Raw genomic sequence first — 22,149 nt, forward strand, 5'->3', positions numbered from 1 at the left:
GGTGAGTTGGGTCAGTGGTGCCGGGTCAGGTTGCCGGAGTACATGGTCCCGTCCGCGTTTGTCGGTCTCGACGTCATCCCGCTCAACGCCAACGGCAAGGTCGACAGGCGGGCCCTACCGGCGCCCGATCGCGCCACGATGGACACCGATGACGAGTTCGTCCCGCCGCAGACGCCCACCGAACGGCTCCTGGCCGGCATCTGGTCCGGAGTCCTCGGCGTCGATCAGGTCGGCGTGCACGACCGCTTCGCCGACCTCGGCGGTCACTCGCTGCTGATGATCAAAGTGCTGGCTGCGGCCCGCCAGGCCGGGCTGACCGTCTCCATCTGGCGCATGTACCAGCACGAGACCCTGCACGCACTCGCCGCATCCATCGACGCCGATGAAGCCGAGGAGGCCGCGCGGGCCGCCGCCCCCGAACCCCAGGTGACGGTGTCGGCCGAACTCCTGGCCGACCTGCTCCGGCGGGCCGGCGAGGCACCCGGGGCTCAGGACCCGAAGCTAGCCGAGGCCTCGGCCCTGGTTCACCGCGCCCGCGCAGCGGAGTCACGGGCCGTGCTGCCGGATCTTGCCGACGACCTTCGCGCTGTCATGGCGGAGAACCACGTGCCGGGCGCGAGCATCGCGCTGCTGCGTGCCGGCGAGGTGGCGGAGACGCTCAGCCTCGGTGTGCTCGGTGCGGAGGCCGGCCCGGCCGTCGAGCCGGGCTCGATCTTCCAGACCGGGTCGATCAGCAAGCACCTGACCGCGTTCGCCGCCCTGCGGCTCGTCGCGGACGGGGTGCTCGACCTGGACCTGGACGTCGACGCGTACCTCACCTCCTGGCGACCCGCGGACGACCCGAACGCGCCGGGGCCGCTCACCCTGCGGCACCTGCTCGGCCACCGCGCCGGCCTGGCCCGGCACCGCAGCGTCGGTTTCCGCCCTGGCGAGCCGGTGCCCACGCTGCTGGAACTGCTCACCGGACGGCCGCCCGCGGTCAACCCGGAGGTCCGGCGCGAGCTGGTGCCCGGGTCGGCGTTCCGCAAGTCCAGCACCCACTACTGGGTCGTGCAGCAAGTCCTCGAGGACGTCACCGGCGAAGCCTTCGCGCCGCTCATGCGCCGGCTCGTGCTCGACCCGCTCGCGATGACCGGCAGCAGCTTCGCGCAGGACTTTCCGCGTACGGCGGGACGCAGCGTCGCGCTCGGGCACGACCGGCGGGGCACGGTGCTGGACGGCCGCTGGCGTGAGCGCGGACACCTCGCGGCGGCCGGGTTGTGGTCAACCGCGGGCGACCTCGCCACCTTCGCCGCGCAGTTGCGCCGCTGCCTGCTCGGGGAACCGGGGGCGCTGCTCGCCCAGCCGTACGCGCAGCAGCTCGTCGGCGTCGAATCGGGCAGCTTCTATGGGCTCGGCACGATCGTCGACGACACCGGCGCGGACCTTGAGTTCGGCCATGGCGGCGAACCCGCCGGCTACTGGAACATGGCGATCAGCCGGGTCACTGGTGGCTCCGGCTTCGTCGCCCTCACCAACGCCGACGGCGGCAAGGACGTCGTGCGGCACCTGACCGCCGCGCTCGCCGAGCGCGACGCATCCTTCGGCCGCGGCACTCTCGCGGCCGGCTGGGCGGGCACCGCCGGCCCCGACGCGGGCGCCGCGGCGGCCGTGCTGCGGCCCGTGGCCACCGACGACGAGCGAGCCTGATCCGGCGCGCAGCCAGGGAGCGGACATGACGCAGCAACGCGTACGCCATCTGATCTCCATCGACGACCTCACCGACGACGACCTGCGGGCAATCGTCGCGCGGGGCGTGGAATTCTCGGCGGCCGGCGGCGACGGCACCGGCGGACAGGCGGCTCACACCCGCCCGCTCGCCGGGCGGGTGGCCGGCATCTATTTTAGTAGGACCTCCACACGCACCCGTACGGCCTTCTCCGCGGGTGCGCTGCGGCTGGGCGCGCAGATCATCGCATACGGCCCCGGCGATCTGCAGCTGAACACGGGGGAGACCAGCGCCGACACCGGCCGGGTCATGTCCCGGATGCTCGACGTGCTGGTCGCGCGGACCGCCGTCGACCCGGCCGAGATGCGCGAGTGGGCGGCGCAGGACCGGATGGCGGTCGTCAACGCGATGAGCGCCGACGAGCACCCGACCCAGGCGCTGACCGACCTCACCACGATGGCACGCCGCTTCGGCCGCATCGACGGGCTGCGGGTGCTCTACGTCGGCGAGGGAAACAACACCGCCACGGCCCTGGCCCTGGCGCTCACCCGCTTCCCGGGCGTGACGCTGGAGATGCGCACCCCGCCTGGGTACGGGCTTCCGTCGGCGTATCGGCTCGGGGCGACCGAGCAGGCTGCGCGGTACGGCTGCTCGTTCGCCGAGCGCCACGACATGGACGACCTGCCCGCTGACCTTGACGTCGTCTACACGACCCGCTGGGAGACCACCGGCACGGTCAAGCCCGACCCGCGATGGCGGGAGGTCTTCGCACCATTCACGGTGGACGCCGGGCTCTGGCAGGCTAGCCCCAAGGCCGTGTTCATGCACGACCTGCCGGCCAACCGCGGCGACGAGGTGAGCGCCGAGGTGCTCGACGGCCCGGCCAGCATCGCGTTCGACCAGGCGGAGAACAAGATGCACAGCGCCATGGCCGTGCTGGAGTGGTGCCGGCCTGCGGACGGCTTGCCTCGGTGACCGTCGTCGGCCAGGCCCCGCCGGACAGGGACGCGCCGCCGCCGCTGCGCCGCAACCGCGACTTCCTGCTGCTCTGGTCGGGCGCCGGCGTCTCCTTCGTCGGTGCCCGGGTCAGCGCCGTCGCCTACCCGCTGATCGTCCTGTGGCACACCGACTCGCCGCTGGCGATGTCCGCGGTCTCGTTCGCGGCGCTACTGCCGGTGCTGCTCGTGCAGTTGCCGGCCGGGGCGCTCACGGACCGGTGGGACCGCCGCCGACTGATGATCACCTGCGAGGGGAGCCGCGCGCTCGTGCTCGGCAGCGGCGCCGTGGCGCTGGCGCTCGGCTTCGTGTCGGTCGCCCACCTCGCGGCGACGGCGTTCGTGGACACCAGCCTCGCCGTCTTCTACAAGCTCGCCGAGCGTGGGGCCGTACGCAACGTCGTGCATCCCACCCACCTCGGGCAGGCCCTGTCACAGAACGAGGCACGCAGCCGGGCCGCCGGCCTGATCGGTCAGCCCGGCGGGGTGCTGCTGCAGACCGCGGCGCGCTGGGCCCCGTTCTCGTTCTCGACGCTCGCCTCGCTGATCTCCCTGGTCACCCTCCTGCTCATCAAGAAGGAGTTCCAGGGCGAACGGGCGCCCCGCCGCAAGCTCACCACCGAGGTGCTTGACGGGCTGCGGTGGCTGTGGCGGCAGCGGTTCCTGCGCGGAGCGCTGGTCTTCGTGGCGCTCAGCAACATCCTCTTCCAGGTGCTCGCCCTGACCCTGATTGTCGTGGTCAAGGAGGAGAACCGCAGCCCGGCGACGCTGGCCGTGATCGTCGGCATTGGCGGGATCGGCGGCGTCGCGGGCGCCCTCACCGGCGGCTGGTGGCTGCGCCACCTCACCCAGCGCGCGACCCTGCTCGGCGGCGCGAGCGCCTGGTTGGTGCTGATGAGCGCCATGGCCCTCACCCGCAACCCTGTCGTGCTCGGCGTGCTGTTCGCCGCGACCGGCTTCGTCGGCGCGATCTTCAACGTGACTGCCGCGGTATACCAGGTACGGGTCACACCCGACGCGCTGCAGGGCCGGGTCGCGGCAGCGATGAACCTCGTCGGCTCCGGCACCAACGCGCTCGGCGCACTGGTCGGCGGCATGCTGCTCGCGGCCTGGGGCGGAGGAGCGACCCTGCACACCGTTTGCGCCGCGATGGCCGTGCTGGTCCTCGCATGTGCGCTGAGCCCGGCCCTGCGCACCGAGGACCGTGCCGCGGGTATCCCCCGATCCGAGGAGAGCGGACAACGATGACCGACACCCGTCGGCAGGCCCGGCCCGAGGACTGGTTCCGCGCGTACCGCCGGGTCGTCGAACCCCGCATACGCCTCGTCTGCTTCCCGCACGCCGGCGGCAACGCCCAGCTCTTCCACGGCTGGTCCGCGCTGCTGCCGGCGGACGTGGAAGTGCTCGCGGTGCGCTACCCGGGCCGGCTGGACCGGCTTGCCGAACCCTGCGCGACCGACATGACCGAGCTCGCCGACGACATCACCGCGGCGCTGAGCTGGTGCCCGACGCGGAGCGTGGCGTTGTTCGGACACAGCATGGGCTCCTCGGTCGCGTACGAGGTCACGCTTCGCCTGGAAGCTGCCGGCATCCCGGTGCGCAGGCTCTTCGTTTCGGCCCACGCGGCCCCGCACCAGGCCCAGCGGACGAGGCTTCACGAGCTGGGCGACGACGCGCTCGTCGCGGGCGTCCGACGGCTGGGCGATCTCGGTTCCGCAGCGTACGACAACGCCGAGCTGCGCGAGCTGCTGCTGCCGCCACTGCGCGCGGACTACGCCCTCATCGAGGGATACTGGCCGGCGACTCCCGCCCCGGTGCGCGCTGCGATCACCGCGTACGTCGGCGACCGTGACCCCGGATGCACGCCGGAGCGCGTCCGCGGCTGGTCCGATCTCACCGCGCCCGGGCGGTTCGAGCTGCACAGTTTTCCAGGTGACCACTTCTACCTGGCACCGCGCCAGGCTGAACTCGTCTCGCACATCACGAGGCGGCTTTCGTGAACGAGAGGGTAAGTCAGTGACGCAGACGGAGCACACCAAGGTCTGGTCCCCGCTGGAGATTCCGGCGGTCGGCCGCAGCGGGCCGCAGGGAATCGTAGCGTGCCTGGGCGACCTTGGCACCGAGCTGGGTGACCTGCTCACCGAGCACAAGGCGCTCGTGTTCCGGGGCTTCGGCATCACGCCGGAAACCCTGGACCCGGTCTTCGACCACCTGCTGCCCAACCGGCTCGCCTACGTGCACGGCAACTCGCCGCGAACCAAGGTCGGCAGCAACGTCTACACCTCCACGGAGTATCCGAAGGAGTTCACCATCTCGATGCACAATGAGATGAGCTACGCGCACGCCTGGCCGGCCCGGCTGGCCTTCTACTGCCAGGTGCAGCCGGGCGGCGGGGGCGCCACGCCCGTGCTGGACGCGGCCCTGTGGCTGGACTCGCTCGACCCGGAGGTCCGCGAGGCCTTCGCCGGCGGCGTGCGCTACGTGCAGAACCTGCACGACGGATACGGCTTCGGCAAGAGCTGGCAGGACACGTTCGAGACCACCGACCGGGCGCAGGTCGAGGCGTTCCTCACCGACGCGGGCGCCACGTGGGAGTGGAAGCGCGACGGCAGCGTCCGGATCCGCTCGGTGCGCCCCTCCACCATCCGGCACCCTGTGACTGGCGTAGAGGTGTGGTTCAACCAGGCTGACCAGTGGCACGCCGCTGGGCTCGGCGACGACACCGCGGCCGCCCTGGCCCAGATCATGCCGGAGGAGGACCTGCCGCAGCACGTCACCTTCGCGGACGGCTCGCCCATTCCCGCCGAGTACATCCTGCAGGTCCGCGACCGCGGGCTGGACAACGCCGTCGACGTCGACTGGCGGGCCGGCGACCTCATGGTCATCGACAACGTGGCGCTCGCGCACGGCCGTCGGCCGTTCACCGGCGACCGCCGGGTCCTCGTCGCGATGTCCGACTGAGCGCGGCCAACGCCAACGAGGGGAGCACGGCGACATGACGAGCAGCATCAGGGATACGGTGGCCGCGGTCCGGCGGGCCCCGCACCCCAGCACCGATGTCCACGACTACATCCGGGACAACCGCGAGGACCTGCGCGCGACCCTTACGGACCGGGGAGCCGTGCTACTGCGCGGCTTCCCGGTCGGCGGGGTTGATGGCTTCGACGGCGTGGTCCGGGCGTTCTCCGGCTCGGCCCCGCTCACGTACGCGGAGCGGTCCTCTCCGCGCAGCACCATCCAGGGGCAGGTGTACACCTCGACGGACTACCCGGCCGAGGAGGAGATCTTCCTGCACAACGAGAACTCCTACCAGGCCGTCTGGCCGCAGACGTTGTACTTCTACTGCATTGAGCCCGCGCACACGCAGGGCGCGACCCCGCTCGCGGACATCCGCGAGGTCTACCGCAACCTCGACCCGGCCGTACGCGAGGAGTTCGAGCGACGCGGTTGGCGGGTGGTCCGCAACTTCCACGCCGACTTCGGCGTGCCGTGGCAGCAGACCTTCGGCACCGACGACCGGTCCGCGGTGGAGGCGTACTGCCGCGACAAGGGCCTGACGCCGCACTGGCGCCCGGACGGTGGCCTGCGGACCGTGGCGGTGCGCTCCGCGGTGCACACCCACCCGGTGACGGGCGAGCGGGTGTGGTTCAACCACGCCACGTTCTTCCACGTGACCACGCTCGCGGAGGACGTTCGAGAGGGAATGCTGGCGATCTTCGATGAGGAGGATCTGCCGACCAACACGTACTACGGCGACGGCGGGCGCATCCCGGATGACGTGATGGACCACCTGCGCGCCACCTACCGGGCCGCGTCGACCCGTCTCGACTGGGAGCGCGACGACGTCCTGGTCGTGGACAACATGCTGGCCGCCCACGCGCGGGAGCCCTTCACCGGGCCCCGCCGGATCGCGGTGGCGATGGCGGAGCCGTCCGCCTGAGCGGTTGGGCGGGCAGCTGCGCGACAAGTCGTGCCCCCAGACATCCCGGCCGCACCTTGCGGGATTGTCTGGGGGCACTGGTGCTTCGGGTCGCCGGGTGCCTGCAACGGGGGAACGGGCTCCCGGCGGGTCCGACCCGAAGCGGTCGGTTCCCGGCGCGGTCAGGGCCGGGCGGCGCTCACTCGCGGGCGCCGGACAGCTCCACCGGGCGGGTCCGCAGCGCGCCGGCGGCGGGCAGCACGGAGGCGACCACGGCGACCACCGCGCACGCCCCCACCGTCGCCGCGAGCGTCTGCCAGGGCAGCACCACGCTGGACCAGACCGACAGGGCGGCCAGCGAGCCCCAGATGCCCAGGATGTTGAACGCCGTCACGATGGTGCCCAGCACCGCGCCGACCACCACGACCGTCATCGCCTCCACGGCGACCAGGATGAGGATCTGCCGCTTCGTCGCACCAGCGAGGCGCAGCACCGCGAGGTCGCGTACCCGGTCCGAGGTGGCCATCATCATGGTGTTGCCCAGCGCGATGCCGGTGTAGATCAGCGCGATGCCGAGCACCACCAGGTAGCCGACGCGGGTCTGGCGGCTGTTGCTCGGGTACTCCGACTGGATCCACGCCGCCCGGGTCTGTACATCCGCGCCGGTGGGCTGCAGGGCAGCCCGGACCGCCGCGGTCCCGGCGTTCACGTCGGAGCCCGCGGCCCAGGTGACCTCCAGCCGGTCCGGGGTGAACCCGGGAGCGTTGCGTGGGGTCACGTAGACGCCGTTGTTGCCGGTGCCGGCGGCGATCACGGCCGCGATCCGCAGCGACTTCTTGGTGCCGTCGCCGAGCCACACGTCGACCTGCTCGCCGACGGTGTGCTGCACCCACTCCTTGTTGACGACGATGCTGCTGTCGTCGAGGTCGGCGATGTCGCCGGCCTGCACCGGCAGCTTGCGCGCTGCGACGAGCTCGCGCGGGTCGACGGCCTGCGCGTCCGAGCGGATCAGCGCCGTGCCCTCCTCGAGGTGGTAGACGGGAGTGGCGGCGCTGGCGGTCACCGTGGCTCCGGGCACCTGGCGGACCTGCGCCACAGTCTGGGCGTCGAAACCCCCGGCGGCGTCGTCGGCCTGCACGATCAAGTCGGCGCGGGTCTGCTCCCGGATCTCGTTCGCTTTCGCCTCGTTGATGGTGGCCGTCGCACCCAGCAGCGAGCCGGCCAGGGCCACGGTCACCAGCACGGGCGCCGCGATCGCCGCGGTGCGCCGCACGCCGGCGGCCGCGTTCTCGCGTACCAGCATGCCGGTGGCGCCGGGCAGCTGAGCCGGGAGCCACGCGAGCAGCCGGGTCAGCGGCCGCACGAGGATCGGCGCGAGCAGCGCCACCGCGGTAATCAGCAGCATCGGCTGGGTGGTGTACGTCTTGCGGTGCAGTGCGTCGCCCGGGTCGGCGAGCAGCCGCCAGACGAGCATGCTGAGCCCGGTGGCGAGCAGGCCGGCACCGAAAACCCAGCGCCCCGGCGTCATGGCCTTGGTGTCCACCGAGGCCTCCCGCAGCGCCTCGACGGGACGGATGCGCCCCGCCCGCACCGTGGCGACCGTGACCCCGCCGAGCGCGACGAGCAGCCCGGTCCAGAACGCCACGTGGTACGGCCAGGTGTATGCCCCGATGGTGAACCAGGGGGGTGCGAGCTGTTCGTCGACGAGCAGGCTCGCGAGCCATGGGGCGCTGTATGAGCCCAGCACACACCCGGCGACCGAGGCGAGTACGCCCACCACCACCGCCTCCATGAACATCATCGAACGCACCTGCCGCGGGGTGGCACCGGCGGTGCGCATCAGCCCGATCTCGCGGCGCCGCTGGGCGACGGCGAAGGCGAAGGTGGACGCCACCACGAAGACGGAGACGAACGTGGTGACGCCGCCCGCGGTGCCCAGCAGGGCGTTCATGGCGATGAGGGCGTCGCGGTCGCGGTTGGGCTCCGGGTCGGCCTTTCGCCGGTTGCTGCCGGTGAGCACCTGGACGTCCGAGCCGGCACCGACCACCGTACGCACCATCTCGGGCGCCGCCTGCACGACCAGGTTGTCGATGCGCGGCGAGAGCTTGGCGGCCTCCGCGTCGGCGAAGAAGATGGGCTCCTCGAAGCGGGCCGGCGCGACCACGCCGGCGACCGTACGCGTACTCAGCCCTGCCGGGGTGCGCACCGACACCGCCTTGCCGACCAGGGACGCATCGCCGGAGAGCACCACCTCGGTGGGCTTGCGGGGCTCGTGCCCGGCGGTCAGCCGGTATTCGCCGAACGCGGCAATCGACCACGGGTGCCCGACCAGGTCGTCGTCGCCGCCGGGTCCGGCCACGCGTACGGGGAACGACCGGTCGGCGACCGTGGGGGCCTTCGCGGCGAGCGCCTTGGCGACCTCGGGCGCGACGCCCCGCGGCTGGGCGAGGGGCTGGGTGCGGTCACCGATCGGCGTGGGCACCCGCAGCTCGTCGGTGCCGCGCACCACGACCGGCGCGCCCGCGAAGCGCTCGGGCTCCTGTTCGGGGGCGTCGAGGGTCGACGCGAGCCCGAGGCCCATCGTGGCGATCAGCGCCACGCCCAGCGCCAGCGCGACGAACGTACCGACGAGCGTCATCCAGCGGGTTCGCAGGGTGCTGAGGGTCACGGTCAGCATGCGACGGTCTCCATCTGGGTCATCCGGGCGGCGACGGCCTCGGCTGTGGGCGCCTCGAGCTCGCCGTTGAGGTGGCCGTCGGCGAGGAATACGACGCGGTCGGCGTACGACGCGGCGACTGGGTCGTGGGTGACCATCACGATCGTCTGCCGCTGCTCGTCCACCAGGGCCCGCAGCATCGTCAGGACGTCGCGGCTGGTGGTGGAGTCCAGCGCACCGGTGGGCTCGTCGCCAAAGAGGACCTCGGGCTGGGTGATCAGCGCCCGGGCGATCGCGACGCGCTGCTGCTGGCCGCCGGACATCTCGCCCGGGCGGTGCTTGGCCCGGCCCGCGAGCCCGACCTGGGCCAGCACGTCCTGCACCTGCGAGCGGCCGGGCCGGCGCCCGGCCAGCCGCAGCGGCAGCGCCACGTTCTGCTCAGCGGTCAGCGCCGGCAGGAGGTTGAAGGACTGGAACACGAAGCCGATGCGCTCGCGGCGCAGCAGGGTCAGTTTCGTCTCGTTGAGCGTCGTCAGGTCCGTCTCGCCGAGCAGCACCGAGCCGGAGGTCGGCCGGTCAAGGCCCGCCGCGCACTGCAGCAGCGTCGACTTGCCCGATCCCGAGGGGCCCATGACGGCGGCGAAGGTGCCCTCGGTGAAAGACAGGGAGAGGTCGTTCAAGGCGGTCACCGCTCCGTCGCTCGCGCCATAGGTGCGGGTGACGTTGCGGAGCCGAATAGCGTCACGGGTCATGGTTCGATCTTGGTGTACGGCGAGGCTGCACGCAGCCTCGCGGAAGTGAGTCTTTGCGGTAGTGCTAGCGATACCGGGACGGGGCACCGGTGTCGCGTGACGCCGGTGCCCCGTTGCGGGTGGAACGATCAGATCGTGACGAGCGTGGACTCTCGGCTCAGGGCCGGCGTGCGCTCGAGCTCACTGTTGAGCACGGCCTGGTAGGTGCGGGTGATGTGTGCTCCCGGGTCCACGCCGAGCTCCTCGGCGAGTTGACGGCGCCCCTCGTGGAAGATCTGCAGCGCCTCCGCCTGGCGTCCGTTGCGGCACAAGGCCGTCATCAGTTGGGCGCGCATCCGCTCCCGCAGCGGGTGGTCGGCGACGAGCCCGGTCAGCTCGGCGACGAGCTCACGGTGCCGGCCGAGCATGAGATCGGCCTCCACTTTGTTTTCCACTGCGGCGGTCCGTAGCTCCTCTAGGCGGGGCAGCTCCACCGCGGCCATATGTTCCGTGACGTTGGACAGCGCGTTGCCGGGCCACAGCTCCAGCGCCTCTCTGAGGCAGTCGCTGGCCCGTTCAAACCGTCCGTCCTGCAGTGACTGGCGACCCTGCTCGGCGAGGTCCTCGAAGCGCACGAGGTCCACCTGAGCACCGTCGGTGCGAATCGCGTACCCTGGAAGCCGCCGCTGGATCTCCGCGCCGCCGCCGAGCTGCTTGCGCAGCCGCGAGACGTACGTGTAGATCTGGGCGCCCATCGTGACCGGTGGCGACCAACCCCATAGCAAGTCCGCCAGCCGGCCGTCCGAGACCACCCGCCCCCGGGCAAGCAGCAGCGCAGCCAGGACGGTCGTGACCTTCGTGCCCGAAAGGGTCACCCGGGTCCTGTCGTCGCGGGTCGCCTCCACCGGACCGAGAATCCTGAACTCCATGTATCCCCCGTCGCCGAACCGTGATGGGTGTCCACCATGTATGGGTGATCACCCCGGAACGATCCTCCAGGATCCCCACCTCACCCCGGGTGCCCCTACGGCGTCAGGAGGCTGCAATGGCAGCAGGTTGCCACCTACGAATCCCGCAAAGAGAGGTCACTCAAAACCCGGTGTGGTGGTTCTGAAGATTTCCAGAGTGATCGCGGTGCGTAAGGCGGATTCCAGTGGTCGTCGCAACACCCTGATCGAGGGGTGTGTGATGGGGAGACCTGCGGGCTGGACGACGATGGTGACGGGCAGGCCGGCGATGCGGTCGCCGGGTCGGCCGGGGGTGAATGAGTATCGGGAGGTGCGGCGGCAGTTCTGGCGGCGGATCGCTGAGGGCCTGTCGAGCGAGGAGGCCGCGGCGGCATGTGGTGTGTCGCAGCCGGTCGGCGGGCGATGGTTTCGTCAGGGTGGCGGTATGTCGCCGTTGTCGCTTGCTCCGTTGTCGGGCCGGTATCTGTCTTTCGCTGAGCGTGAGGAGATTTCCCTGCTCAAAGCGCAGGGCAAAGGTGTGCGGGAGATCAGCCGGGCGGTTGGCCGTGACGCGTCAACGATCTCGCGGGAACTGCGCCGCAACGCCGCGACGCGGGGCGGTCGCATGGACTACCGCGCCGTGAATGCGCAGTGGCATGCCGAGCGTCGCAGTCGACGCCCGAAGGTCGCCAAGCTGGCCGCAAGCGATCGGCTGCGTGACTATGTGCAAGAACGACTCGCTGGGGCGATCACCGATGCCGGGGGCCGGCCGATCCCGGGGCCGAATGTCCCGTGGAAGGGTCGCCGGCATGGCCGTCGCGCGGACCGGCGATGGGCAACGGCGTGGAGTCCCGAGCAGATCAGCAGGCGACTACAGCTGGACTTCCCGGATGATGACTCGATGCGGATTTCGCACGAGGCGATCTACCAGGCGCTCTACGTCCAAGGCCGAGGCGCGTTGCGCCGGGAGCTGCCGGCTTGTTTGCGGACCGGCCGCGCGTTACGGGTGCCGCAGGCCCGTACCCGTAGGCGGGGCAAGCACTTCGTCAGCCCGGACGTGATGATCAGTCAACGGCCTCCCGAGGTCGCCGACCGGGCAGTGCCTGGTCACTGGGAGGGTGATCTGATCATCGGACTCGAACGGTCCGCGATCGGCACGCTGGTCGAGCGCACCACCCGGTACACGATGCTGCTGCATCTGCCCCGCATGCAAGGACACGGCCAGTAGCCCGTCGTGAAAAACGGCCCGCCGCTGGCGGGGCACGGCGCCGCAGCGGTCCGCGACGCGATCGCAGAACAGATCGCCGCCCTGCCCGAACAGCTACGACGCTCACTGACCTGGGACCAAGGCGCCGAGATGGCCCAACATGTCCAACTGCGACTAGACACCAGCCTCGCCATCTACTTCTGCGACCCGCACAGCCCCTGGCAACGCGGCACGAACGAGAACACCAACGGGTTGCTACGCCAGTACTTCCCAAAGGGCACCGACCTATCACGACACTCGGTAAACGATCTCGATGCCATCGCCGCTGCCCTCAACAGCCGGCCCCGCAAAACGCTGGGATGGAAGACTCCCGCTGAAGCCCTGGCCGAACACCTAGAATCGGCCCAGGTAGCCGGTGTTGCAACGACTCCTTGAACCTAAGTAACGTGTCGGGGAAGTTGGTCATGATCCGGTGGTAGCCGGTTTTGAGAACCTTCCAGTTTCTTGAGGTGGCTGATCGCGCGTTCGACGGCGGCGCGTAGCCGGTTGACCCTGTGGGTCTTCTGAGTGGCGGTCAGTTCGCCGCCGAGTGGTTCCTTGTGCGGGGGTGATCGGGCCGGTGCCGCTGGTAGCCGCAATTGCCGATCATGCCTGGGCCCCGGCGGTGTAGTGCTCTGCCCAACGGTCCGCGATGCCCGAGATGAAGAACGCCGTGGCGTCGTGACGGGCACCGTTGACCGGGTCGCCGACATCGGCGACCCAGCCGTCGGCCGTCGAGGTCGGCGATGACCTGCACGTTCTGCCCTGACAGATGCTTCTTGCTGGAAGTAGGCCGTGGTAGGCCTCGCGTTGCCCGATCGGGGCGACGACCCCGTCAACCAGCGCCCCTTGTCGACGACGCGCTGAGACTGGCTCTGGCACACATTTTGTGAGTCGTGCTCGTTGGTAGTTGGGGTTGGGTGCCGGGATGGAGATCATTCCGGCGTTACTGCCGCACCTGACGGGCCTGCGGCTGGATGCGGTGGTGATCCGGGCTGTCGGGGTCCGGATCAACGCGGCGACGCAGACGGTGCGGGCACGGTGTGGCGCCTGCGGCACCTGGTCGACCACTGTGCATGGTCGTTATGTGCGGCGGCTGGCCGATGTCAGGTTAGGTAGCCGTAAGGTGCTGGTCGCATTGACGGTCCGCCGATTCGCCTGCGTGAACGCCGGATGCGGACGGCGGACGTTCGTCGAGCAAGTGCCCGGTCTGACTCGCCGGCATGCCCGTCACACCGTCTTGGCCGCAGGCGACCTGGCAGCCGTCGCCGTGGCGCTGGGCGGTCGACCGGGCAGCCGGCTGGCGCATCGGTTAGCAGTGGCGGTGTCGCGGATGACGTTGATCCGGATGATCCGCCGGATGCCCGACCTGCCGCCGGTGACGCCGACGGTGCTGGGCGTGGACGACTTTGCCCGCCGTCGGGGCCACCGCTACGCGACCGTGCTGCTCGACATGCACACCCGCCGACCGATCGACGTTCTGCCCGACCGCACCGCCGACACCCTCGCCGCCTGGCTGCGCGACCATCCTGGCGTTCAGATCATCTGCCGCGATCGAGGCGGCAGTTACGCCGACGGTGCGCGCAAGGGAGCACCTGACGCGGTCCAGGTCGCCGACCGGTGGCACCTGCTGAAGAACCTCAGCGACACCGTCGAGAAAGTCATTCGCGGGCACCGCCGATGCCTACGCACCCACGCCGAACCGACATCTGCCCTGGCCGCCCCAGCCGACGAGCCGAGCGAGGCGGGGCGCCGGGCGGCGAACACACGCCAACGCCACGCGGCCGTGCACGCGCTGCGAGCCGAAGGGCTATCGATCAGCGCGACCGCCCGCCGCCTCGACATGAACGTCAGAACCGCCCGCAAATACGCCCACGCCGCCACCGCCGAGGCGTTGATCGGCCCGAACGCCAGCAGCCGACCCAGCGTCCTCGCCCCGTTCCACTCCTACCTGCGGCAACGCCTCACCGACGGCGTCCACCAGACAGCCGTGCTGCACGCTGAGCTCCTGGCCCGCGGCTATCAGGGCAGCTTGCGGGTGCTGCGGGACTGGCTCACCATCAACCGCACCCGACCCGCCCCTGCCGCCGCAATCCAGGTGCCGTCGGCCCGGCGGATCACCGCCTGGATCATGCGACCCGGCCACAAACTCACCGACGACGACCGCGCTGATCTCGCCGACGCCCGCAGACTCTGCTCGGATCTCGACACCGTCGCCGACCTCGCCCGCGGGTTCGCCGCCCTGGTCCGCCACCAGGGCACCGGCCAGCACCTCGACGCCTGGATCAACCGAGCCCGCCACGCCGGCTACCCCGAAATCCGCGGCTTCGCCGCCGGCCTGGCCAGCGACCGCGACGCCGTCGTCGCCGGCCTCACCCAGCCATGGAGCTCAGGCCCGGTCGAAGGCCAGGTCAACCGCATCAAGACGATCAAGCGACAGATGTATGGCCGAGCGAACCTCGACCTCCTCCGCAAACGCGTCCTGGCCTCCCCATGAGCCGTCGCTGAGAAGATCAATCACAGAATGTGTGCCAGAGCCAGTTCCAATCCGCCGTTGACACCCCTTGGCGGCGGGTCTACTCGAGGTGCTGGTCGACCTTCGGGCGGGTCACCCACCGCAGGATCGGCTACAGGATCTGGTGATAGCGGGTGACCCTGGCCTGTGAACAGCCGAACACCCCGGCTACGACCTCGTCACTCATGTTGTGCCGCAGCCCGAACAGCACCGCGATTACCGCTGTGGGCAGCGGCAACACGTGCGGACGCCCGACTGGCGGCTTCTCCCACTCCTCGTCGGCGATCTCGCAGACCCGGCCGATCAGGTCGGCGAGCCGGTCGCTGGGCCGTCCTGTTCCCCCTTTCACAGGGCGACGGCTAACCTCGGTCTTTCGTGCGCCCAGCGGACCTGGAGGTGAGTGTGTAGCTCATCTGGAGTCGTAAGCTCGTCGTCGCCTGCCGGTGTGAGTCCGGTCCGGGTAGCTGCCAGGAGGCCCGGTAGCAGGCTGGCGGCTCGGTCTGGAAACGGGTCGGGTCGAAGCCCAGCGTCGAAAGCCCTGTCAGGGGGAGCGACTGAGCGGTCCGTAGCATGACGCGAAGCCTGCGGCGTCGTTAGAGGTCTCGCCCGTTGGGTGGGGCAGAGGGAGTGCCGAGCCCCCGAATTCAGGGTGAAGGCCATGGAAGCGGTGTAGCTCCTGGATTGCAGCCGCGAAGGACTCCCCGGCGTATGGGGCTTAGCTCACGTAACGAGACCGGTGACACCGCCTGCCCCGCGGGCGACGAGGACGCCGATGAGAGTCCAGGTCACCGCCCACACCACGCTTGCCGTCACCGACCAGGTCAGATACGCCCGCCAGGGGGTCCGCACCATGCCGCACAGGGTGGGCACGAGCGTGCGCATTCCTGGCACAAAGCGTCCGATAAGGACGGCCGAACTACCCCGCCCCTCGACCAGTTCGAGCGCCTTTGCAGTGTGCCGGTGGCGCAGCCCGTCACCCCTCGCCGTGGTGTACGCGGCCGTCATCCACCGCTCACCAACCCAATATCCGATCAAGTTGCCGAGCACGGCGCCGACCAGAGCGGCGGCGATGGTCGCGGGCAGCGGGACGACGCGGTGCGAGGCGAGCATCCCGCCCACGACCACCGCGCTCTGTCCCGGCACGAGAATGCCGATGAAGGGAATTGCCGCCTCTAGCGCGGGAAGCAGCAGGACCACCAGCAATGTACCCCACAGTCCCAGCGTCATGACGTTGCCGGCCAGCCAATCGGTCATCGGGTACTCACCCTCCAGTGGCCTGGTCCTTGCGGTGCGGATGCACTTCATCAAGAGAACCGGACCTGCGGGCTCGGCGCACGCCTCCGGAAGTGAGTCTTGTTGGTAGCGCTGGCACTACCTCCGCCGGTCGCACCTGCTGGCTGGAAACGCGATCACCGGCCGTCTACGGTTGTCCGGGTGAGTGCGCAAAACGTATGGCAGGCCCTGGCCCGGCCGGGCTTCCTGCTGTCCGGGTGGCCTTTGCGTTCGATTGGATATCTGATCGTCAGTGGTCTGACGGGATTGCTGACGCTGGTCGTGGCGGTGCTCTTGCTCTCGGCCGGCGGACTGCTTGCGGTCGTGGTCGTCGGCATCCCACTGCTGGGCGCGATCGCCCTGCTAGGCCTGCCCGCGGCGGTCGTCGAGCGCTGGTCGCTGCGGATGATCAACGTCCGGCCGGTGCCCGACGCCCACCGCACCCCGCCGCGCCCGGGGCTCACCTCGTGGTTGCGGACCCGCTTCACCGAGCCGGTCACGTGGCGCGAGCTCGGCTACGCAGCGCTGCTCATGTTCGTGCTCTGGCCCATCGACCTGCTCGCCGTGGCCCTGGGGGTGACCGTGCCGCTCGCGTTGCTCGCCACCCCGCTGCTGCTCGCCACCGTCGGCGAGGGTGAGCAGGTCAACGTGCTGAAGACGTACGCAGTCACCTCTTGGTCGAGCGCGTTCGCCGCCTGCGCCGCGGGGTTCCTCGCGCTGGTCGCCTGTGCGTACGGGCTGGGCCTGCTCGCCGGCTCGCGCGGGGCGCTGGCCCGTGTCCTCATTACCCCGACCGGCAGCCAGCTGGGGGAGCGGATCACCGAGCTGACCCGCTCCCGGGTTCGCTTGGTCGATGCATTCGAGGCCGAGCGCGGCCGCATCGAGCGGGACCTGCACGACGGCGCCCAGCAACGGCTGGTCACCCTCACGATGATGCTTGGGGTGGCCCGGCTCGACGCGCCGGCCGGACCGCTGGCGGAGCAGCTGGTTCGCGCGCACGACGAGGCCGGGATGGTTCTGGTGGAGCTGCGGGAACTGATCCGCGGCATTTACCCTCCGGCGCTCACCAATTTCGGCCTGGCGGAGGCGGTGGACGAGCTCGCGGCCCGCTCAGCGATTCCGGTCGACGTTTCCCTGACAGTGCCGCAACGATTCTCCCGGCCGATCGAGTCGACAGTCTACTTCGTCGTCTCGGAGGCACTGTCGAATATGGCCAAACACTCCGGCGCCGACCGCGGGGAAATCTCTGGCGATTATACGCAAGACCGTCTGACGGTGAGCATCTGCGACAACGGTCGCGGCGGCGCCGACATCGACGCGGGGACTGGCCTGCTCGGCCTCGGTGACCGGGTTTCCGTCGTCGATGGCAGACTGTCGCTGTCCAGCCCACCAGGCGGACCCACCCGAATAGTTGTGGAGATTCCTTGCCAGCCGCTTCCGAACTCCGAATAGTCCTCGCCGAGGACAGCGTTCTGCTGCGGGAGGGCCTGATCGGGCTGATGGCCCGGTTCGGTCACCGGGTCGTCGCCGCGGTCTCCGATGCCGACGGGATGCTGGAAGCGGTCGAGACGCACGACCCCGACGTGGTCGTGACCGATGTGCGCATGCCGCCGGGATTCAAGGACGAAGGGCTGCGCGCTGCGGTGGAGTTGCGCCGCACACGCCCGGCCCTGCCCATGCTCGTGCTGAGCCAGTACGTCGAGACTATGTACGCGACAGAACTGCTGAACGCCGGCGACGGAACGGGCATCGGCTATCTACTCAAGGACCGGATCGGGCAGGTGGAGGAATTCCTCGACGCTCTCGACCGGGTGGCGGCGGGTGGCACCGTGGTGGATCCCGAGGTGGTGCGGCAGATGCTGCGTCGGCGCCGCAATCCCCTCGAAGCGCTGACCAACCGCGAGCGCGAGGTGCTGGCCCTGGTAGCCGAGGGTCGGTCTAATGCCGCGATCGCCGCGAACCTGGTGGTCACTGAGGCGGCAGTGGCCAAGCACATCCGCAACATCCTCTACAAGCTCGACCTCCCGCAGACTGAGGAGAGCCACCGGCGCGTGCTCGCGGTGCTCACTTTCCTGCGATCCTGAGCCCTTACCTGCGAACGCTCGCCCTCCGCCCGCGCTCGCCACGTTCGATGCCTGGCGCCGGCCGAGCTCGTGGCGCGATGGCATCTTCCGGCCATGACAACTGTCTGCCATCGCCTTCACACAGGACTGCAACCTGACTTGCCCGCCCTGTTCACCGCCTTTGAGGGGGTTCGCCGGTTTTAGGGGCCTTGGGTAATCGACGTAGTATCGTGCAGAATTCTCACCGGCCGTCGCGCTCCGCCGCAGCGGTGCGGTTCTGTCATCATGGGGGAGGAGTAGGATGCTGGCCGATCTCGGCTTGGGAACGGATGCTGAGGCTGTCTATCAGCAATTGCTCAAACATTTGGTAGCGACTGAAGTCGATATATCGAGCCAATTAAAATGGTCGCCCCAACGGGCGAACGCCGCCCTCGAGGAATTGGTGAGGCTCTCCCTCGTGCGCCCGTCGCTGGAGGCGCCGGGCGCAATGCGGCTTATCCATCCGGAGATCGGCCTCGGCGTGCTGCTGCAAAGCCGGGAGGCTGACCTGCTGGAACGCCAGCGAGCAATGGCCGACACGCGTGCCGCGATCAGCCAAATGGTCGTCGAATACGGCGAAACCCGTCCGCATTCGGACTGGGTCAGGGTGCAGGCACTGACCGGCCTAGACGCCATTTACGCTTACAGTGAGCGACTCTCACAAACCGCCGTCAGTGAGGTGGCCGTCGTAGCCCCGAGCGTCTTCCGTGGCCCGGAAGGACGGATCGTGGAAACAGTTGACACGAGCCTGCTGTCCTCGGATGTCGCTGCGCGCTGCATTTTCCTGGACAGCCTCGTAAACGACGCCGAGTCCACCTCCCGCGCCTGCACCCTGATCGAGGCGGGCGCCCAGATCCGCACAGCGCCCTGTCTGCCGCCCCGGATGACTATCTACGACCGGACGACCGCCATCCTCGACCTGGACCCCGAATGCCCCGGCGTCGGCGCCCTGGTCCTAACCGGCACCGCACCCCTCGCCGCACTGCACGCGCTGTTCGAGAACGTCTGGCGGCAGGCGAGCCCGCTCGGCGAGGGCGAACAGGAACCGGACGAGGAACTAACCCGGCAGGAGCGAGTAGTTACGGAACTTCTCGCTGCGGGCTACACGGACGAGGTGGTGGCCCGCAAGCTCGGCATTTCGGTCCGCACGGCCCGGCGCATCGTGGCGTTCCTGATGAAGCGGTTGTGTGCCAGCAGCCGCTTCCAGGCCGGCGTCCGCGCGGCCGAACGGGGCTGGTTCAGCCCCAACCGGGTCTAAACGGCTCCGGCCGGAGTGGGCGTGCTCGACAAAGCCCGGCCGCGGATGCTGCGCGGCGCCCTGGATGGTCACCGTCGCCGGCTGGGCCGTGCCCCGAGGCCATGCCCTGAGGCCGAGGCCCGGCCGGGCCGCCCGGTGTCGCCCCCCCCGCGCCGAGGCTGACCACCCTGCGCCCCGTCGCGCGCTGAGGACGACACCTTCCCCGGCCCTAAAGGACGTGAACTGCGACAGCGATGACTGGGCCACCACGCGGCTGATGACGAACTGGTCGAATCCTTCGCGGTAAGCGACGCTCAGCCGGCAGCGCGGGCAGCCCACATGATCTTCGATGATGTGGGCGGTGTGTGCTCCGGATGCGCCTTGGCCCTGACCTTCGCCGCCCGTTCGGTCCGGTCGCCGCCACCCGGCGATGTTGGCGTGGTGGTTGGCGGGTCCGGTCGACCGGCGGGGCGGTCGCTCGTGGTGCCGGTGTTGGCACCGGTTGACCCCGGCGCGACATCCGTTGGAGGAGGAGCCTCTGCGCAGCCTCTGGCAACAGTTGACTAGTCCAGCCACCGATCCTGATGTGACGTGTTCGGTGAAGAACGACCGCATCTGCTGTTCGTGCGCGACATCGATGTCGTGTCAGTAAAGGCCCTGGTCGTCGCGCGGACGGCCGGCGGGCACATGAATGCTGTTTTCCGGCGTTCCTGGTTGCGCTGTGCTAAACCCTGGGTCACCCTATGGGTGTGACTTTCATATGCATCGATGTGTTGCTCGCGAGGAGCTGAAAGGCGGTGCCATGGGCCAGACCCCGCGGACGCTTCAGCCGTCTCTGTCCGAGCGTCACTTCTTTGGAGCTGAACTGCGTCGGCCGCGCGGCCGACGCAGCCGCGCGAACGCGCGAACCTCTCGGACGGACATTCGCTTTCGCCAAGGAGGGGTTGACCCCGTGGTGGACGTGGCAGTGGTGCAGACCAGCGAGCTCGGTGACCGCAGCTACATCGTCCACGACGGGCATGTCGCGATCGTGGTTGATCCGCAGCGTGACCTGGACCGTTTGCAGGCGGTTCTCCACGAGCGTGGGCTGCGCTGCGCGATGGTGCTGGAGACGCACATCCACAACGACTACGTCTCCGGCGGCCTGCAACTGGCCCATCAGCACGATGCGCCGTACGCGGTCAACGCCGCCGACGAGGTGGCGTTCGAGCGGCACGGCGTCGCTGATGGTGACGAACTGTCGGTGGGGGGCATGCGAGTGCGGGTGGTGGCGACCCCGGGACACACCGATACCCACCTGGCCTTCGTGATTAGCGGTGGCCCCGGGTCGGCGGCAGTATTCACCGGCGGCTGTCTGCTCTACGGCACCGTTGGGCGCACCGATCTGGTCGACCCGGCCCGCACGGAGGAACTGACCCGGGCCCAGTATCGCTCGGCACATCGCCTCGTCGACCTGCTCGACGACGACGTCCGGATCTTTCCGACGCACGGATTCGGCAGTTTCTGCTCCGCCGGGTCCAGGTCCGGCGGCGAGGACAGCACCGTGGGGCAGGAGAGAACCCGCAACGACGCGTTGATCGCCACGAACGAGGACACATTCGTGGCGCGGCTGGTCGCCGGTCTCACCGCCTACCCGGCCTACTACGCGTATATGGGTGCCCGTAACCGTGCTGGCGCCGGACCGGTCGACCTGTCCGCCCCGCAGCAGGTAAGTCCGACTGAACTGCGGGAACGGATCAGCGCCGGGGAGTGGGTGGTCGATCTGCGCGACCGGACGGCGTACGCCGCCGAGCACCTCGTCGGCACCATCAGTATCGCCCTGAGCCAGCAGTTCGCCACGTACCTCGGCTGGCTCATTCCCTGGGGCATTCCGCTCACCCTGATCGGTGAGACCCCGCAGCAGATCACCGACGCGCAGCGCCAACTCGTGCGCATCGGTATCGACCGGCCCGACGGTGCTGCCACGGGCAGGCTGCGCGACCTGGCCGACGGCGTGGCCACCCGTGGCTACCGGCGGATCACCTTCGCTGGACTTGCCGCAGCCCAGCAGGCCGGGGAGGCCCTGACCCTGCTGGATGTGCGGCGCGCCGACGAACGCGTTCTTGGCGCGATTCCCGGCTCGGTGCACATCCCGCTGCACTGCCTGCTGGATCGGCTCGGTGACGTTCCACCCGGCCCGCTTGCGGTGCACTGCGCCAGCGGGTTCCGGGCCGGCATCGCCGCGAGCCTGCTCGATCGTGCCGGCCACGACGTCGTCCACATCGACGACGAGTACGCCGTCGCTGTCATCTCCGGCCAGGCCACCGGCTGAACATCCTGACCGACCCCATGCCGCCGAGGGAGCGCCACCCCGCCGACGGCCTCACCCACAGGGAGGCACCGTCATGACCGCACCCGCCGTTCACCATCGCATCCTCATCGTCGGCGGCGGCAGCGCCGGCATCGACGTCGCCGCACGGCTCCGCCGGGCGAAGGTCCCCGATATCGGCCTCATCGATCCCGCCGAAACCCACTGCTACCAGCCGCTGTGGACCTTGGTCGGTGGCGGATGCGCCAGGGCCAAGGAGAGCGCCCGCCCGCAGGCGTCGGTCATGCCGAAGGGTGTCGCCTGGATCAAGGACGCCGCGCACACCATCGACCCGGAACAGCAGACGGTTACCACCGCCGGTGGGGTCCGGGTCCGCTACGACCATCTCGTCGTGTGCCCCGGCATCCAACTCGACTGGGGCAAGATTCCCGGCATGGCGGCGGCCATGGACACTCCGCTGGTATCCAGCAACTACACGTACGCCACGGCGCCGAAGACGTGGGAACTGATCCG

General features: G+C 69.7%; 17 protein-coding genes and 1 pseudogene. 13 read left to right on the top strand and 5 right to left on the bottom strand.

What is annotated here, in order from left to right; translation table 11 throughout:
• The 6 genes from H0524_RS12325 to H0524_RS12350 all read left to right on the top strand — a co-directional run.
• A partial coding sequence (locus tag H0524_RS12325) for a serine hydrolase (protein WP_218941917.1) occupies window positions 1–1,689 on the top strand: 1,689 nt, incomplete at its 5' end.
• 25 nt (window positions 1,690–1,714) lie between these two features.
• Window positions 1,715–2,683 (top strand): ornithine carbamoyltransferase, encoded by a 969-nt coding sequence (locus tag H0524_RS12330; RefSeq protein ID WP_180198780.1) that lies wholly within the window; start codon window positions 1,715–1,717, stop codon window positions 2,681–2,683.
• Window positions 2,680–3,951 (top strand): MFS transporter, encoded by a 1,272-nt coding sequence (locus H0524_RS12335; protein ID WP_180198781.1) that lies wholly within the window; start codon window positions 2,680–2,682, stop codon window positions 3,949–3,951. Before H0524_RS12330 ends, H0524_RS12335 begins: the two co-directional genes overlap by 4 nt.
• Window positions 3,948–4,703 carry a thioesterase II family protein gene (locus tag H0524_RS12340; RefSeq protein WP_180198782.1) on the top strand — a complete coding sequence of 252 codons (756 nt, stop codon included), beginning with the start codon at window positions 3,948–3,950 and terminating at the stop codon, window positions 4,701–4,703. Before H0524_RS12335 ends, H0524_RS12340 begins: the two co-directional genes overlap by 4 nt.
• A 16-nt stretch (window positions 4,704–4,719) precedes the next feature.
• Window positions 4,720–5,664, top strand: coding sequence for a TauD/TfdA family dioxygenase (locus H0524_RS12345; RefSeq protein ID WP_180198783.1), 945 nt, complete (start codon window positions 4,720–4,722; stop codon window positions 5,662–5,664).
• A gap of 34 nt (window positions 5,665–5,698) precedes the next feature.
• The gene (locus H0524_RS12350; protein WP_180198784.1) at window positions 5,699–6,643 is read left to right on the top strand and encodes a TauD/TfdA family dioxygenase; all 945 of its coding nucleotides are present in this window, start codon (window positions 5,699–5,701) and stop codon (window positions 6,641–6,643) included.
• A gap of 178 nt (window positions 6,644–6,821) precedes the next feature.
• On the opposite strand, the gene H0524_RS12355 is transcribed toward H0524_RS12350, so the two are convergent.
• From H0524_RS12355 to H0524_RS12365, 3 genes are all read right to left on the bottom strand, one after another.
• Entirely contained in the window at window positions 6,822–9,299 is a 2,478-nt protein-coding gene (locus H0524_RS12355) for an ABC transporter permease (protein WP_180198785.1), read from the bottom strand.
• Entirely contained in the window at window positions 9,293–10,030 is a 738-nt protein-coding gene (locus H0524_RS12360; RefSeq protein ID WP_180198786.1) for an ABC transporter ATP-binding protein, read from the bottom strand. Before H0524_RS12360 ends, H0524_RS12355 begins: the two co-directional genes overlap by 7 nt.
• Window positions 10,031–10,158: 128 nt before the next feature.
• The gene (locus H0524_RS12365; RefSeq protein ID WP_218941918.1) at window positions 10,159–10,914 is read right to left on the bottom strand and encodes an AfsR/SARP family transcriptional regulator; all 756 of its coding nucleotides are present in this window, start codon (window positions 10,912–10,914) and stop codon (window positions 10,159–10,161) included.
• Window positions 10,915–11,197: 283 nt separating this feature from the next.
• Here H0524_RS12365 and H0524_RS12370 point away from each other — a divergent pair.
• Together H0524_RS12370 and H0524_RS12375 are read left to right on the top strand one after the other, a co-directional pair.
• Window positions 11,198–12,598, top strand: a pseudogene (locus tag H0524_RS12370) (IS30 family transposase).
• A gap of 532 nt (window positions 12,599–13,130) precedes the next feature.
• Window positions 13,131–14,699, top strand: coding sequence for an ISL3 family transposase (locus H0524_RS12375; protein WP_180198788.1), 1,569 nt, complete (start codon window positions 13,131–13,133; stop codon window positions 14,697–14,699).
• 130 nt (window positions 14,700–14,829) lie between these two features.
• Here the strand turns inward: H0524_RS12375 and H0524_RS12380 are convergent, their stop codons facing one another.
• Complete coding sequence (locus tag H0524_RS12380) at window positions 14,830–15,066, bottom strand: transposase family protein (protein ID WP_255435911.1); 237 nt, start codon at window positions 15,064–15,066, stop codon at window positions 14,830–14,832.
• A gap of 371 nt (window positions 15,067–15,437) precedes the next feature.
• Window positions 15,438–15,971, bottom strand: coding sequence for a DedA family protein (locus H0524_RS12385; RefSeq protein WP_180198789.1), 534 nt, complete (start codon window positions 15,969–15,971; stop codon window positions 15,438–15,440).
• Window positions 15,972–16,151: 180 nt separating this feature from the next.
• On the opposite strand from H0524_RS12385, the gene H0524_RS12390 reads away from it, so the two are divergent.
• The 5 genes from H0524_RS12390 to H0524_RS24695 all read left to right on the top strand — a co-directional run.
• Window positions 16,152–17,441 (top strand): sensor histidine kinase, encoded by a 1,290-nt coding sequence (locus H0524_RS12390; RefSeq protein ID WP_180198790.1) that lies wholly within the window; start codon window positions 16,152–16,154, stop codon window positions 17,439–17,441.
• Complete coding sequence (locus H0524_RS12395; protein ID WP_180198791.1) at window positions 17,414–18,073, top strand: response regulator transcription factor; 660 nt, start codon at window positions 17,414–17,416, stop codon at window positions 18,071–18,073. The genes H0524_RS12390 and H0524_RS12395 overlap by 28 nt, the downstream gene beginning before the upstream one ends.
• Window positions 18,074–18,353: 280 nt before the next feature.
• Window positions 18,354–19,349 carry a LuxR C-terminal-related transcriptional regulator gene (locus H0524_RS12400; protein WP_180198792.1) on the top strand — a complete coding sequence of 332 codons (996 nt, stop codon included), beginning with the start codon at window positions 18,354–18,356 and terminating at the stop codon, window positions 19,347–19,349.
• Window positions 19,350–20,280: 931 nt separating this feature from the next.
• Window positions 20,281–21,639, top strand: a complete 1,359-nt coding sequence (locus tag H0524_RS12405; protein WP_180198793.1) for a rhodanese-like domain-containing protein — start codon at window positions 20,281–20,283, stop codon at window positions 21,637–21,639.
• 73 nt (window positions 21,640–21,712) lie between these two features.
• The coding region (locus H0524_RS24695; RefSeq protein WP_255435912.1) for an FAD-dependent oxidoreductase at window positions 21,713–22,149 on the top strand (437 nt) is incomplete at its 3' end.

The organism is Salinispora sp. H7-4 (assembly GCF_013416675.1).
In the GTDB taxonomy this organism is placed as follows: Bacteria; Actinomycetota; Actinomycetes; order Mycobacteriales; family Micromonosporaceae; genus Micromonospora; species Micromonospora vitiensis.

Excerpts from the sequence above, each read along its gene's own strand:
- H0524_RS12330 (WP_180198780.1), top strand. The coding sequence starts at position 1,715 with ATGACGCAGCAACGCGTACGCCATCTGATCTCCATCGACGACCTCACC.
- H0524_RS12340 (WP_180198782.1), top strand. The coding sequence starts at position 3,948 with ATGACCGACACCCGTCGGCAGGCCCGGCCCGAGGACTGGTTCCGCGCG.
- H0524_RS12350 (WP_180198784.1), top strand. The coding sequence starts at position 5,699 with ATGACGAGCAGCATCAGGGATACGGTGGCCGCGGTCCGGCGGGCCCCG.
- H0524_RS12355 (WP_180198785.1), bottom strand. The coding sequence starts at position 9,299 with ATGCTGACCGTGACCCTCAGCACCCTGCGAACCCGCTGGATGACGCTC.
- H0524_RS12360 (WP_180198786.1), bottom strand. The coding sequence starts at position 10,030 with ATGACCCGTGACGCTATTCGGCTCCGCAACGTCACCCGCACCTATGGC.
- H0524_RS12375 (WP_180198788.1), top strand. The coding sequence starts at position 13,131 with ATGGAGATCATTCCGGCGTTACTGCCGCACCTGACGGGCCTGCGGCTG.
- H0524_RS12385 (WP_180198789.1), bottom strand. The coding sequence starts at position 15,971 with ATGACCGATTGGCTGGCCGGCAACGTCATGACGCTGGGACTGTGGGGT.
- H0524_RS12400 (WP_180198792.1), top strand. The coding sequence starts at position 18,354 with ATGCTGGCCGATCTCGGCTTGGGAACGGATGCTGAGGCTGTCTATCAG.